The following is a 13,380-nucleotide window of genomic DNA, read 5'->3' on the forward strand; positions in this document are numbered from 1 at the left end:
CCTTCTCGTCAGCCTTGTCGTCGGCCTTCTCGTCAGCCTCGTCGTCGGCCTTCTCGTCAGCCTCGTCGTCGGCCTTTTCTACTTCCTCTTTGTCGACATCGTCTTCCGGTTTCTCCTCACCGTAATCGTCGTCGGTCGCGATCACGCCAGCGCCGCTGACGATGGCTACCGCCATCATCAGCGCCATTACGAGCGCAATCGCACGTTTTGAGATATTTACCATGGGTAGCTTTGCACACCCGAAGCGGCTACCACGGCGTCGCCACGCACCGGGTGCACGAAAACAGCTAACCAGAGACCGGATAGTAAGTATCTGCAGACTACTCATCTCCGCTCGAGCGGGAGCTACCGCCGAGGCGTCTAGATAGAGCTTACGCGCTGGTCGGGATCCGTTCGACGCGTCGGACTACTCGACTCGCGACACTGTACGCGCTCGAGACAGTTCTCGTGTAACGTCGAGATCGTAGCGGACACGAGTAACACGACCGTCACACGGAGAACACCCTTTTCGAACTCTGAACTGTAGTTGCTGACGATCTTCCTCCTCGTTTCTACTGACGTGTAGTCCTATCGTAGAGCGGAATCTATCGGCAAGAGGCCCGCCCGATCGGAAGTAGGCTGCACGTACCCGGCGAACACACGGATCGAATCGGCTCGAGACAGGGTCGGGGTCGCGTGTCGAGGAGCAAATCGTTCCGTATCGCGGCGGATCGATCGGAGATATCGGACTCGAGTTCGAGTCACCGCGGAGCGATGCCTCTCGCCGGTTCGTTCTCGAGACTGCAAAAAAGCGTGCGACGAGCGCAATCGAAGGCGGGTAGCGACAGTTAGCAGTCCTTCTTGTCCGACTTCTTCTCGTGATCGCCATCGTCAGCCTCGTCGCTGTCGGTGGCGTCGTCATCGGTTACCGCGTCGTCCGACTCGTTGTCGGACTCGTTTGCGTCCTCTTCGTCGACCTCTTCGCCGTTTTCGATAGTCTCGCCGTCGTCGTCGTAGTCCTCGTCGGCTGCAATCACGCCGGCACCACTGACAACCGCAAGCGCCATCATCAGAGTCATCGCGAGCGCAATCGCACGTTTCGGTATATCTGGACAAACTACTACAGAACTCTGAATGTATCGACACAGAATGTTCTCTCCGAGGCGTCGTTTCGTTCGGGCTGAGACGAGAAGTAAACATGGCCATCGGCACCTTTCGACACGAGTTTGCTGGTTGCGGCGACTTCTCTCGAGAAGCGGTCCGACCGAAACGGTTCCAGAAGAGGAGTTCCGACAACTGTCCGATATTTATAACGATCGGCCATCGCAGGCCTGGAAGCGAATAATTCGGAGTTTTGACGGATTGTACTCCCATAATACGTCTAATGCAAGTCGCCTCCTTATCCACGATCACTCCCGATGTTGAAACATCAAAAATAAATATGATGTCGGACCGACCCCTTCGGTCGGTCCCCCGAGAAGGAGTCCCTCGGAACTGTCGAACAACTGGTCTCGATCGCCACCGCTCGAGCCAATCTCCGAGGGAAAGTTCAAAAAGCGGGCCCGAAGCTGGTTCGGACGCGGAACGCACACGGTAAACGGGTGACGGCCGCACGCGTCGAACGCAAGCGAGTCGCAAACGTACGGTCGGCAAAAGCTGTCCGTACCCGCGTCAAGCGAATCGGGATCGGAAAACGGATACCTTCGATTCGATCGGCTCGGCGTTCACTCGCCTTCAGGCGAGGGAGTGATCAATCCGTCTCCTCGTCGTCCGTCGCGTCATCGGGGTCCGCCGGTGCCCGATAGACCGGTTCCTCGGGATCGTCCTCCTCGGAGTCTTCCTCCTCGACGTCGGGTTCCTCAGCGTCCGACCGTCCGGTATCGTCCTCGTCGGCTTCTTCGGCGTTTTCCTCTTCGGTTTCGGATTCCTCGGCGTCTGTCCCTTCGGTCTCGGAGTCCTCGGCGTCGGATTCCTCAGCGTCCATCCCTCCGTCGGTTTCGGACCCCTCGAGCGAGCGGTCCTCGGGGACGATCTGGCCGCGGATCTCGCCGTCCGGATACGCCTCGGTAGTCACGCTGGCGTAGATCTCCCGATCGGCCAGCTTGGTCGCGACCGTCTCGAGATCGTGTCGCTCGAACGCCTCGAGCAGTTCGTCGACGGTGAGGGTCCCCTCCGCGAGGGTTCCGTCGAACCGCCCTTCGGCCGGTTCGCCGTCGGCCTCGGGGTAGAGCCGGACGAACCGCGCTCCGCTCTCGCCGTCGGCCCCGTACCCGACGTATACGTCTGTCGGGTCACAGAGGTGCTCGACGTCGATTACGTAGTGGACGGCCCGTTCTTCGAGGTCGACCTCGAACGTGGCGGTTCCGCAGGCGTTCGTCTCGACCGCCCGCGGTACCGACTCGTCGGTTAGCTCCGCGACGAAGGTCGTCGGGAGGTCCTCGAGATCGGTCTCCTCGTCGGCATCTGCACCTGCGGTCCCCACCGCGAGTCCGCTACCGACGGTTACACCCGTCGCACGTAGCACCCATCGCCTGGATCGGAGATCATCAGTCATGTATAGCTGAACTACAGTGACAGAGATATTTCTGCGAAACCCGATAAACCCATTTTACGGAAAGGGCTGACTTTCAGACAATCTAATACTATCTGCGGGGATGCCGATCCGTCCTGTCGTCCCGGTTCGACGGTCGGCCGTCGACTCCAGTCCGGCGAGTCGAGCGGGCGACCCCGACCCGAAGCGGGTTTCCTGGAGTGGCGACCGACCGGACGCAGTTCGGAGCCCTCGGGAGCCACCTCCGGAGGCTCGAGCACACGAGCCACAGGGATCGGACCTGCCCTCTCGACGAACAGTCAGAACTATACGCGTTATCGCAAAGATGTAGGCATGGCGACCCAAGACCGTTGGAATCGACGGCGCGTTCTGGTTTTGGCGGGCGGGATGTCGGCCCTCGCAGGGTGTAGTACGGACGACGAGTCCACGGACGGATCGGAACCGAACGACGAGAACGAAACCGACGAGGTCGACGACGGAGACGACGCGGAGACCGACGGCCTCGAGGACGAGACCGACGATGACGAGGCGGAAGCGGAACCCGACGAGGACGCTGAGGACGACGAGCCCGCGGAGGAATCCGACGAGGACGACGAGGCAGTGGAGAAACCCGAACTGGCGGAGTTCACCCTCCGGGTCGTCGACGCCAACGGCGATCCGGCCGAGGCGATGCTCGTCGTCGGGGAAGGAGAGCCCCACGACGCCGATATTCCCCTCGAGTTCACGGGCGTGACGGGATCGGAGGGGTACCACCACAACGTGATCTACGAGAACGAGTACACGATCGAGATCGACCACCCCGACTACGAGGGGACCACGATCGAACACACCCACGACGGCCCGAGCGAGGTCACGGCCGAACTCGACGTCGAGGTGGATACCGACGACTCCGACGCGGACGACGACCCGTCCGGGGCCGAGGCGCCCGACCACGCGGAGCTCGTCCTCCGGGCCGTCGGGGCCGACGGCGACCCGATCTCGGGCGCGGTCGTCAGCGGCGAAGGTGAGCCCCACGAGGCCGACATCCCCCTCGAGTTCACGGGCATCACCGGCGGACAGGGGTACCACCACAACCTGATCTACGAGAACGAGTACACGATCGAAGTCGACCACTCCGACTACGAACCGACGACGGTCGAGCACACTCACGACGGCGACCACGAGCTAACCGTCGAACTCGAGGCCGAGTAGCTCGCAACCGAAACCGTAGCGAGGTTACTGGAACCCTGAGCGGATCCGTCGATCAGTACCGGTACCGCCGTTGTGGACTCGCGGGGATGTTGAACTACGCCCAGACGTTCCGGGTCGCTCGCTGCGCTCGCTTCCCGGCTGCGACTGGTCTCGTTCAAATCCCGCTCGTATCACGAATTTGCGGCTCGCGAATTGCTCGCCGCAAAATTAGTGGACTCGCGGGGATTTGAACCCCGGGCCTTCCCCGTGCCAGGGGGATGATCTACCACTGATCTACGAGCCCTCTCTGCACTTCCCACTTTCGCACACACCGGTATAAACCCCTCGATATCGGGCGACAGCGGCGGGGAGGGGCACGGTACGTGATCTCGAGCCACGCCGGTCTTGTCGATCGCGTCGCAGTCCTCGAGCGCGCCGAATCGCCGGCGGGCACCCGCGTCCATGAGAAAAGATTAGGCAGATACTGCCGTTGGGTGTGAACGGGAACCATAAAAACGACAATGCGGACCACGGACTTCCTCGACCGGGCCGTCGACCTCTACGACGACGTGACGGGTATCGTCGCCCACGACGGGACGGAGTACACCTACGCGGAGGTGAACGAGCGGGTGAACCAACTGGCGCACGCCCTCGAGGAGAGCGGCGTCGAGCGGGGCGACCGGGTCGCGCTGCTGGCGCCGAACACCCACTACTTCATCGAGACGCTGTACGCGACGAACAAACTGGGGGCGGTGTTCGTCCCGTTGAACTACCGCCTGACAAGCGGCGAGTACGAGTACATCCTCGGGGACTGTGCCGCGAACACCCTCATCGCCGACTACGACTACGCCGAGAAGGTCGAGCCGATCCGCGACTCGATCCCGGCCGAGACGTTCGTCGGCTACCGGGCCGACGAGATCGAGGGGGAGTGGACCGACTACGAGACGTTCCTGGACGGCCAGCCCGCCGAAGAACCCGACCGCCCCGACATCGGCGAGGACGACGACGCCAGTATCAACTACACCTCGGGGACGACGGGCGACCCGAAGGGTGTCGTCCGAACCCACCGCACGGAACACTGGCACGCCCTCGTGCTGAACCAGCACATGGAGATCCGGGACGACGACAACTACCTCTGGACGCTGCCGATGTTCCACTGCAACGGCTGGGGGCACACGTACGCGATCACGGGCACGGGCGGCACCCACGTCTGCCAGCGCACCTTCGACGCCGAGGGTGTCTTCGATCGGGTGCGAGAGTACGACGTCACGTTCATGTGCGGCGCGCCGACGGTGCTGAACTCGCTGATCCAGTACCACGGCGAGCACGCTGCGCCGGAGGGGCAGCGAGGCGAAGGCGGTGAAACCGCCGGAGCGTTCGAGACGACCGGTGACCGCGACGTTCGGATCGCGACCGCCGGCAGCGCCCCCGCCACGGCGACCATCGAGACCGTCGAGGACGAGTTCGACTGGCGGATCATCCACATCTACGGGCTGACGGAGACGGCGCCGATCATCACGACCAGCAACTCGCCGCGCCGGCTCGCCCAGCGCGGGCGCGAACTCAAGATCAAGCAGGGCGCCGAAACGCTCTGTACCGACGTCAGAGTCGTCGACGAGGACGGCGAGGAGGTCCCCCGCGACGGGGAGACGATCGGCGAGATCGTCGTCCGGGGCAACCAGGTGATGGATCGGTACCTCAACAAGCCCGACGCGACAGAGGAGGCGTTCTCCGAGCGCCTCGAGGGCTACTTCCACACGGGCGACCTCGCGACGATCGACGAGGACGGGATGGTCGCGATCCAGGACCGCAAGAAGGACATCATCATCTCCGGCGGGGAGAACATCTCGAGCATCGAACTCGAGGACGTCCTCTACGACCACCCGGCCGTCCAGAAGGCGGCGGTGATCCCCGTCCCCAGCGAGCAGTGGGGCGAGACGCCGAAGGCGCTGATCGTCCCCCGCGCGGACGCCGAGCCGACCGAGGACGAGATCGTCGACTTCGTCACGGACCACCTCGCGGGCTACAAGAAGCCCACCAGCGTCGAGATCGTCGAGGATCTCCCGGAGACGGCGACGGGGAAAGTCCAGAAGTACGAACTCCGCGAGGAGTACTGGGACGACGCGGAGCGACGCGTCGGCCAGCAGTAAGCCGAACGGGTTCGATTCGCGTTCCAACGCGGCCTTTCGCTCTCGACACCGATTGATCCATCCGCAAGGAGTATAATGAACGATATCCAAGGATATCGTATATGGAGGTTCCGCTCCTCGTAACCGACTTTCTCGACCGCGCACGGAAGTACTACGGCGACGAAGAGGCCGTCGTCGCCACGACGGGTGAACGCTACACCTACGACGAGTTCGGAGACCGCGCCGACCGCCTTTCCGCGGTACTCCAGGAGCGGGGCATCGAGAAGGGCGATCGGGTGGCGGTGCTCGATCCGAACACCCACTACCACCTCGAGTCGGCCTACGGGATCATGCAGCTCGGAGCGATCCACACCCCGTTGAACTACCGGCTGACGCCCGATGATTACGAGTACATGCTCTCGGACGCGGGCGTCGACGCCGTCGTCGCGGACTACGAGTACGCCCACAAGATCGACGCCGTTCGCGACGAGGTGCCGACGGAGACGTTTATCGCGACCGACGCCGACGCCCTCGAGGACTGTGAGGGCGAGTGGGAGGACTTCGAGGCGCTCATCGAGGACGCCTCGCCCGACTACGACCGCCCCGAGATGAGCGAGGACGACGTCATCACGATCAACTACACCTCGGGGACGACGGGCGATCCCAAGGGGGTCATGCGAACCCACCGGACCGAGTCGCTCCACGCCCAGCTGGTGACGATCCACCACGAGATCCGCGACGACGACGTCTACCTCTGGACGCTGCCGATGTTCCACGTCAACGGCTGGGGACACATCTACGCGATCACGGGGATGGGCGCGAAACACGTCTGTACGCGAGGGACCGACGCCGAGACGAACCTCCGGCAGATCCGTGAGGAGGACGTCTCCTTCCTCTGCTGTGCGCCGACCGTCCTCACCCTGTTCGAGGAGTACCTCGAGAACGAGAACGTCCCGACGACCGGCGACGCGCCGATGCGGGTCACCGCGGCCGGTGCCGCCCCGCCCGAGAGCATCATCGAGACCGTCGAGACCGAGTTCGGCTGGCACTTCCGCCAGCTCTACGGCGCGACCGAGACCGGACCCCTGATCGGTACCTCCGCGACCCGGCGGCTGATCGACGAGGGCAGCGACGAACGGTTCGCCCTCAAGAAGCGCCAGGGGATCGCCCCGCTGGCGACCGAGGTCGAGGTCGTCGACGACGACGGGAACGAAGTGCCCTGGGACGACGAGACGATCGGCGAGATCCTCGTCCGGGGCAACCAGGTGATGGAGGGCTACTGGGAGAAACCCGAGGAGACCGAGGAGGCGTTCGACGACAAACGCGAAGGGTGGTTCCACACCGGCGACCTGGCGGTCGTGAACGAAGACGGCCTGATGGCGATCCAGGACCGCAAGAAGGACATCATCGTCTCGGGCGGGGAGAACATCTCGAGCATCGAACTCGAGGACACCCTCTTCGACCACCCCGACGTCGGCGACGTCGCGATCATCCCCGCGCCAAGCGAGAAGTGGGGCGAGACGCCGAAGGCGTTCGTCGTCCCCGCCAACGGCGACCCGGAGAACCCCCCCGTAACCGCGGACGATCTGACGGCCTACACCCGCGAGCGGCTCGCCGGCTACAAGGTGGTCCACCAGGTCGAGTTCGTCGACGAACTCCCCAAGACCGCGACGGGCAAGATCCAAAAGTACGAACTCCGCGAACGGGAGTGGGAGGACGAGGAGTCGATGGTCGGACAGGGCTGACACGGAACGGCTGCGTTTTCGGGAGCGGAAGGCGGTCACCGCAGGACGCAACCCTTTAGTCGCTGCTCCCGGTAGCGACGGTGGGAAGCGCACGGCCGCAAATCCGACTCGCTGTCCATCCTTTCGGGCAGCTTGGGATTGCGGAAGTGCACGGACAGCCGGCTCCCCGGCTGTCGAACACTCGAGCGGTCAGTGCGGTTCCTATCCTCACCAATGGCACGAATGCATACCCGCCGTCGCGGCTCGTCCGGATCGGACAAGCCGACGGCAGACGAACCGCCGGAGTGGAGCGACGTCGACGCGGACGAGATCGAAGCCCGCGTCGTCGAACTGGCAGAGCAGGGCCACGATCCCAGCCAGATCGGGATCAAGCTGCGCGACGAGGGCGTCACGGGCACCCCAGTTCCGGACGTCAAGCTGGCGACCGGCAAGAAGATCACCGAGATCCTCGAAGAGAACGACGCGAAAGCCGACATCCCCGAGGACCTGCGCAGCCTGATGAAACGCGCCGTGCGCCTGCGCGAGCACGTCCGGGAGAACCCCCAGGACTACCAGAACAAGCGCGCCCTGCAGAACACCGAGTCGAAGGTCCGTCGCTTGGTCAACTACTACCGCGGCGACGAGCTTGAGGCCGACTTCCAGTACTCCTACGACGTGGCGGTCGAGCTCCTCGAGGAGTAAGGAATGTCCACCGAGGGTCGAACCGCCGACGCGACGCTAGCCCCCCTCGAGAGCGCCGGCTTCGTCCGGCTCGTGGCCAGCGCCGACGGCGACGCGCTCGCGGCGACCGGGCTGCTCGCGCGGGCGATTCGCGAGCGCGGAACGCCGTTCCAGGTAACCGTCGGCCGCACCGTCGCCGAACGAACCGAACGGGCGACGATCGGCGAACCCGAGACCGACGACGCGACGATCGTCGTCGGCAGCGCCGACCCCGACCTCGAGGCGACTCGGCTTGCGGCGGCCGACAGAGCCGCCACGCTCGAGGCCGTCGAACTCGTTCGCGGGCTGGGCGGAGCGCCCGACCCCGTCCTCGCGCTCGCGGGACTCGTCGCGGCCGGGAGCGATCCCGGTGCCGGCGAGAGCGAGTGGATGCTCGAGACCGCTCGCGATCGCGGTCTCGTCGATCGGCGACCCGGAGTCGCGGTGCCGACCGCGGATCCGGTCGACGGCCTCGCACACTCGACGCGCGTTCGCGCGCCGTGGTCCGGCGACCCGGACGCGGTCCGGGACGCGCTTTCGGAACTCGACGTTCCCGAACCCGACGCGCTCGAGGTCGACGATCACCGGGCGATCGGCTCGCTGGTCGCGCTGGATGCGGTCGGTGACGAGGACGCGGTCGAGGCGAGCGCCCGATCGATCGGGCGCGCGCTGAAGCCGTACGCGACGCCGGAGGGGTCGTTCGCGACCGTCGGCGGCTACGCCGACGTGCTGGCGGCGACGGCCCGAACCGAACCGGGAACCGGCGTCGCGCTCGCGATGGGCCACGGCGTCGATCGAGCCGCGCTCGAGGCCTGGCGAACCCACGGCCGACGCGCACACGCGGCGCTCGATTCCGCTTCGGTCAGCCGACACGACGGGCTGTTCGTCCTCGCGATCGAGGACGGCCCCGTCGAGACGGTCGCCGAGGTCGCCGTGGCCTACCGGTCGCCGGAATCGACCGTCCTGGTCGTCGGCGACGGCGAGGCCGCGCTCGCGACCCGCGCGGACGACTCGCTCGGCGCGACGACCGAGGCGATCGCCAGATCGCTCGAGGGTGACGTCGACGGACTCGAGTATGACGACGGCCGACGGCGAGGCTACCTGCGGTACGACCCCAAGACGGACGACTCGACGATCATCGCGACCACGAGGGAGTTCAGATGAGCCGACGAGCGACGATCCGGACGACCCACGACGATCCGGCGCTGATCGCGCGTTCGATCGCACCGGACAACACCGACGAGATGGAGACGACGGTCGACGACGACGCTCCCTCGAGCGACGACGCGGTCGTCACCCGGATCGAACGCGAGACGACGTCGGGGCTGCAGTCGACGGTCGACGACTACGTGGTCAACCTCGCGGTCGCGATCGAGGTCGCACAGCACGCACACCCGACGGACACGGGCACTGTGTCCGACACCCCAGATAACACCCAACTATGAGTGAACGATCGGTTTCACGCACGAAACAGGAAAAGCGGTGGTACACCATCCTCGCGCCCGAGCAGTTCGATCGCAAGGAACTCGGTGAGACCCCCGCCGACGAACCGGAGAAAGTCTACGACCGCACCATCGAAACGACGCTCGGCGAGATAACGGACAACGCCAGCGAGAATAACACGAAGCTGACCTTCAAGGTCACCGACGTCGGCAGCGACGCGGCGTACACGGAGTTTCAGGAACACGCCCTGACCCGCGACTACCTGCGCTCGCTCGTCCGCCGCGGTGCCTCGAAGGTCGAGGCCTACGTGACGGTCCTTACGACCGACGACTACCGCGTCCAGGTCCAGCCCGTCGCCTTCACGACCAAGAAGGCAGACGCGAGCCAGGAGAAAGCCATCCGCGAGCAGATGGTCCGGATGGTCGAGGAGGCCGCCGCAGAGCGGACCTTCGACGAGCTCATCGACAGCATCGTCGAGGGCCGACTCTCCTCGGCGATCTACGGCGAGGCCAAGACGATCTACCCGCTTCGCCGCGTCGAGATCCAGAAGACCACCCTCGAGGCCCACCCCGAGGAAGTCGCCGAGGAGGAAGCGACCTCCGTCGACGTCGACGAGGAAGACGTCGCAGCCGAGAACTGACGCGACGCTCGAGTTCGATTTTTCTGCGCTCGGTCGAGAAGCGACGGCTACTCGACGAGTATCTCGCCGATCATGCCGCCCTTGACGTGGGGTTCGCAGATGTAGGTGTAGGTTCCGGGAACCTCGAAGGTGTGTTCGTAGGTGTCGCGGGTGCTGAGTCGCCCGCCGCGGTACTCGTGCCAGGCGTCGATCGCCGTGTCCTCGTCCTCGTAGCCGCCGCTGGCGAAGTAGTCGGCCTCGTCGGGAATCTGGTTCTCGAGGGCGGTGACGGTGTGGTCGGCGCCGCTCGTGTTCTTCCAGACGACGGTGTCGCCGACGCTCGCGGTGTAGGTTTCGGGGAGGAACTCGTTGCGACTCATCCCGATATCACACTCGTCGCCGGCACACGGACCGTCGTCGTCCTCGAGGACGCTGAGGACGGACGAACAGCCGGCCAGCCCGGCCGAGGCGGCGGTCCCGACGGCGGCAAGGTAGACGCGCCGGTGCATACGCGAGCGTTAGGACGGTCGCGGTATAACGGGTCCGGTTCGATTCTCGAACGGGGCGGCTCAGTGGCGAACACGTTCGCGAGCCGCGGAACTCCCGCCGTCGGCTTCGGCTCTCGAATCGAGGACGCCGGAGTCGGGAACTCGCCACTTCGAATCAGCGATTATTCCACCGAAACGAAAACACGTAAGGTATCGGCCTCCCGTATCGAACGTATGCTTCCGCGGTTCGTCGGACGACTGGGTATCGCGGACGCGGTGACGATCGCCAACGCGGCGCTGGGGTTCGTCGCGATCGTCGTCGCGTTCGTCGACATCGAACTTGCGGCGCGGCTGATCCTGCTCGCGGCGATCGCCGACGGCCTCGACGGGCTGCTCGCGCGCCGCTACGGCGGCACCGAGGCGGGGCCCTACCTCGACTCGCTGGCCGACGTCGCCTCCTTCGCCGTCGCCCCCGCCGTCCTCGCGTTCGTCGTCGTCAGCGACGGGCTCGGATTGGGTTTCGACGCCGTTACCGCCGAGTTGCTCGTGGTCACGGCGATCTGTGCGCTGTTCGTCGCGATGGCCGTCACCCGGCTGGGGCTGTACACCGCCTACGACACGGCCGGTAGCTACACGGAGGGCGTCCAGACGACGCTGGCCGCGACGATCATCGGCGCCGCCATCCTCGCGGGCGACCCCGCCGACGCGCCCGTGCTCATTCTGGCGATCACGGCCGCCTTCACGTACCTGATGGTCTCGCGGATCCCCTATCCCGACCTGCTCGCTCGAGACGCCGCCATCATGGGGGTCGTCCACGCGCTGGCGATCCTCGTCCCGACGGCCGCCGGCCGGACCTTCCCCTACGCCCTGTTGACCCTCGGGATCGCGTACATGACGCTGAGCCCCTGGCTCTACTGGCGGCCTGACCCCCCTCGAGCCGAAACCGACCTGCATGGAAACGCTTAGGAACGTGCTGACACGACCTGTACGTATGAACGAAGTCACGCGTCGGTGTCGTCCCCGGGTGATTCCATGAGCGAGGACGAGGCGAACGGTGACGAGGAGCCGGCAGAAGAGCCGGACGAACAGGAGACGACGGCCGACGGAGAAGAATCCGAAGCGGAAAAAACGGAGGACCGAGAGGACCCCGAAGCCGGGGAAGAAGCGGAAGACGAGACCGAGGAGGCAGAGGACGAGAAAGACCTGGACGAGGACGCGAACGAACTCGAGGCGATCCGCGGCCAGTTCGACGCCTTCGAGACCCAGATCGAGGAGTTCGAGGCCGAACTCGAGGCCGCCGAGACCGAGGACGACCTCGACGAGGTCGAGCCGAAACTCGAGGCGTTCCGCGAGGAACTCGAGGAGGTCGAAATCCCCGACCCGCCCGAGGAGGACGACGACGAAGACGAGGACGAAGACGTCGTCCACCCCGAGGAGGAGCTCCAGGACCGCTACGACGAGATCGAGGACGCTCTCGACGACCTCGAGGACGACCTCGAGGACCAGCGCGGTCCCTACGCCGAGGACGTGATCGGGGAGATAAACGGCGTCGCCGGGACGATCACCGGCACCCGCTGGACGATCGAGGGCGAGGAGGAGCTGATCGATCCCGTCGAGGCGTTCGTCGCGGAGGCGAACGACCTGCTCGGCGCGTCCGTCGCGGTCCCCGACGACCTCGAACCGACCGAGAGCGCCGAGCTGCGCGAGGACGTTCCCGACGAGGACGAGGGCGTCCCGGAACGACTCGCCGCGACGCTCGAGGAGGTCACCGACGCCGTCGAGGACGCCGACCTCGACCCCGACGAGGACGCCGAGACGATCGCCGCCCTGCTCGAGGCGACCGACGACCTCGAGGACGGGGTCGAGGAGGCCACCGAGTGGACCGACCTGAAGGTCCGCGAGCAGCTCCGCCGCGAGGGCTTTTACGACGTGCTCGACCATGTCAAGGACTTCCCCCCGGAGTGGCACGCCCTCAAAGTCCACGAGAAGCGCGGCAACGTCGACATGATCCTGCTGGCGCTCGACTCGCTGGGCTCGGAGTTCATGGAGGAACACTGCATGGAAGCCCTCGAGCGAATGGGCCGCGAGGAGGCCATCGACCCGATGATCCAGAAGGCCAACCGCCGAGACACCAAGGCGATGAGCATCCTCGGGAAGATCGGCGCCGACGACGAGGAGGTCGTCGACACGCTGCTCGACTACGTCGACTCGAACATCCAGCTCCAACGCCCTGCGTTCAGGGCGCTGGGCGAGATCGGCGCCGAGGACGCCGTGCAACCGATCGCCGAGGAGCTCGCGACCAACGACAACCCCGCGGTTCGCAGCAACGCCGCGCGCTCGCTCGGGCTGATCGGTGACACCCGGGCCATCGAGCCGCTTGCCGACGTCCTCGAGGACGACGACGCCGACCGCGTTCGGGCCAGCGCCGCCTGGGCGCTCAACCAGATCGGCACGGAGGACGCACTCGAGGTCGTCGCCGACTACGCCGACGACCGCGCCTACCTCGTCCAGGCCGAGGCCGAACGGGCCGACCTCGAGCCCGCAGCCTGACCTTTAG

At 65.4% G+C, this 13,380-nt stretch carries 13 protein-coding genes and 1 tRNA gene; 9 read left to right on the plus strand and 5 right to left on the minus strand.

Annotated elements, in window-relative coordinates; all coding sequences use genetic code 11:
• From ACNA7R_RS02395 to ACNA7R_RS02405, 3 genes are all read right to left on the minus strand, one after another.
• Window positions 1-187: hypothetical protein (locus tag ACNA7R_RS02395; RefSeq protein ID WP_416281941.1), on the minus strand; the 187-nt coding region annotated here is incomplete at its 3' end.
• A gap of 640 nt (window positions 188-827) precedes the next feature.
• Window positions 828-1,058: a hypothetical protein gene (locus ACNA7R_RS02400; RefSeq protein ID WP_416281942.1), complete on the minus strand. Its 231-nt coding sequence runs from the start codon at window positions 1,056-1,058 to the stop codon at window positions 828-830.
• Window positions 1,059-1,729: 671 nt separating this feature from the next.
• A complete protein-coding gene (locus ACNA7R_RS02405) occupies window positions 1,730-2,533 on the minus strand; it encodes a CHRD domain-containing protein (protein ID WP_416281943.1) in 804 nt (267 codons plus the stop codon).
• A 330-nt stretch (window positions 2,534-2,863) separates the two neighbouring features.
• Between ACNA7R_RS02405 and ACNA7R_RS02410 the strand changes: the two genes are divergently transcribed.
• Window positions 2,864-3,721, plus strand: a complete 858-nt coding sequence (locus tag ACNA7R_RS02410; RefSeq protein ID WP_416281944.1) for a hypothetical protein — start codon at window positions 2,864-2,866, stop codon at window positions 3,719-3,721.
• 211 nt (window positions 3,722-3,932) lie between these two features.
• Here ACNA7R_RS02410 and ACNA7R_RS02415 read toward each other — a convergent pair.
• Window positions 3,933-4,004: transfer RNA gene (locus tag ACNA7R_RS02415), tRNA-Ala, on the minus strand.
• A gap of 205 nt (window positions 4,005-4,209) precedes the next feature.
• Between ACNA7R_RS02415 and ACNA7R_RS02420 the strand changes: the two genes are divergently transcribed.
• The 6 genes from ACNA7R_RS02420 to ACNA7R_RS02445 all read left to right on the plus strand — a co-directional run bounded on the left by ACNA7R_RS02420 (window position 4,210) and on the right by ACNA7R_RS02445 (window position 10,356).
• Window positions 4,210-5,850 (plus strand): long-chain-fatty-acid--CoA ligase, encoded by a 1,641-nt coding sequence (locus ACNA7R_RS02420; protein WP_416281995.1) that lies wholly within the window; start codon window positions 4,210-4,212, stop codon window positions 5,848-5,850.
• A gap of 101 nt (window positions 5,851-5,951) precedes the next feature.
• Complete coding sequence (locus ACNA7R_RS02425; RefSeq protein WP_416281945.1) at window positions 5,952-7,574, plus strand: long-chain-fatty-acid--CoA ligase; 1,623 nt, start codon at window positions 5,952-5,954, stop codon at window positions 7,572-7,574.
• Between the two features lie 213 nt (window positions 7,575-7,787).
• Entirely contained in the window at window positions 7,788-8,255 is a 468-nt protein-coding gene (locus ACNA7R_RS02430) for a 30S ribosomal protein S15 (protein ID WP_416281946.1), read from the plus strand.
• Window positions 8,256-8,258: 3 nt separating this feature from the next.
• Window positions 8,259-9,437: an exonuclease gene (locus ACNA7R_RS02435; protein ID WP_416281947.1), complete on the plus strand. Its 1,179-nt coding sequence runs from the start codon at window positions 8,259-8,261 to the stop codon at window positions 9,435-9,437.
• Entirely contained in the window at window positions 9,434-9,718 is a 285-nt protein-coding gene (locus ACNA7R_RS02440; RefSeq protein ID WP_416281948.1) for a KEOPS complex subunit Pcc1, read from the plus strand. The genes ACNA7R_RS02435 and ACNA7R_RS02440 overlap by 4 nt, the downstream gene beginning before the upstream one ends.
• Entirely contained in the window at window positions 9,715-10,356 is a 642-nt protein-coding gene (locus tag ACNA7R_RS02445) for a 30S ribosomal protein S3ae (RefSeq protein ID WP_416281949.1), read from the plus strand. The genes ACNA7R_RS02440 and ACNA7R_RS02445 overlap by 4 nt, the downstream gene beginning before the upstream one ends.
• Window positions 10,357-10,403: 47 nt before the next feature.
• Here ACNA7R_RS02445 and ACNA7R_RS02450 read toward each other — a convergent pair whose 3' ends face one another.
• Window positions 10,404-10,844, minus strand: coding sequence for a cupredoxin domain-containing protein (locus ACNA7R_RS02450; protein WP_416281950.1), 441 nt, complete (start codon window positions 10,842-10,844; stop codon window positions 10,404-10,406).
• A gap of 213 nt (window positions 10,845-11,057) precedes the next feature.
• Here ACNA7R_RS02450 and ACNA7R_RS02455 point away from each other — a divergent pair, with 213 nt between their 5' ends.
• Together ACNA7R_RS02455 and ACNA7R_RS02460 are read left to right on the plus strand one after the other, a co-directional pair.
• On the plus strand, window positions 11,058-11,789 hold the full coding sequence (locus ACNA7R_RS02455; RefSeq protein ID WP_416281951.1) for a protein sorting system archaetidylserine synthase: 732 nt from the start codon (window positions 11,058-11,060) through the stop codon (window positions 11,787-11,789).
• 66 nt (window positions 11,790-11,855) lie between these two features.
• On the plus strand, window positions 11,856-13,373 hold the full coding sequence (locus ACNA7R_RS02460; RefSeq protein WP_416281952.1) for a HEAT repeat domain-containing protein: 1,518 nt from the start codon (window positions 11,856-11,858) through the stop codon (window positions 13,371-13,373).
• The last annotated feature ends 7 nt before the right edge of the window (window positions 13,374-13,380 follow it).

Source organism: Natronococcus sp. (genome assembly GCF_047921035.1).
Taxonomy (GTDB): Archaea; Halobacteriota; Halobacteria; order Halobacteriales; family Natrialbaceae; genus Natronococcus.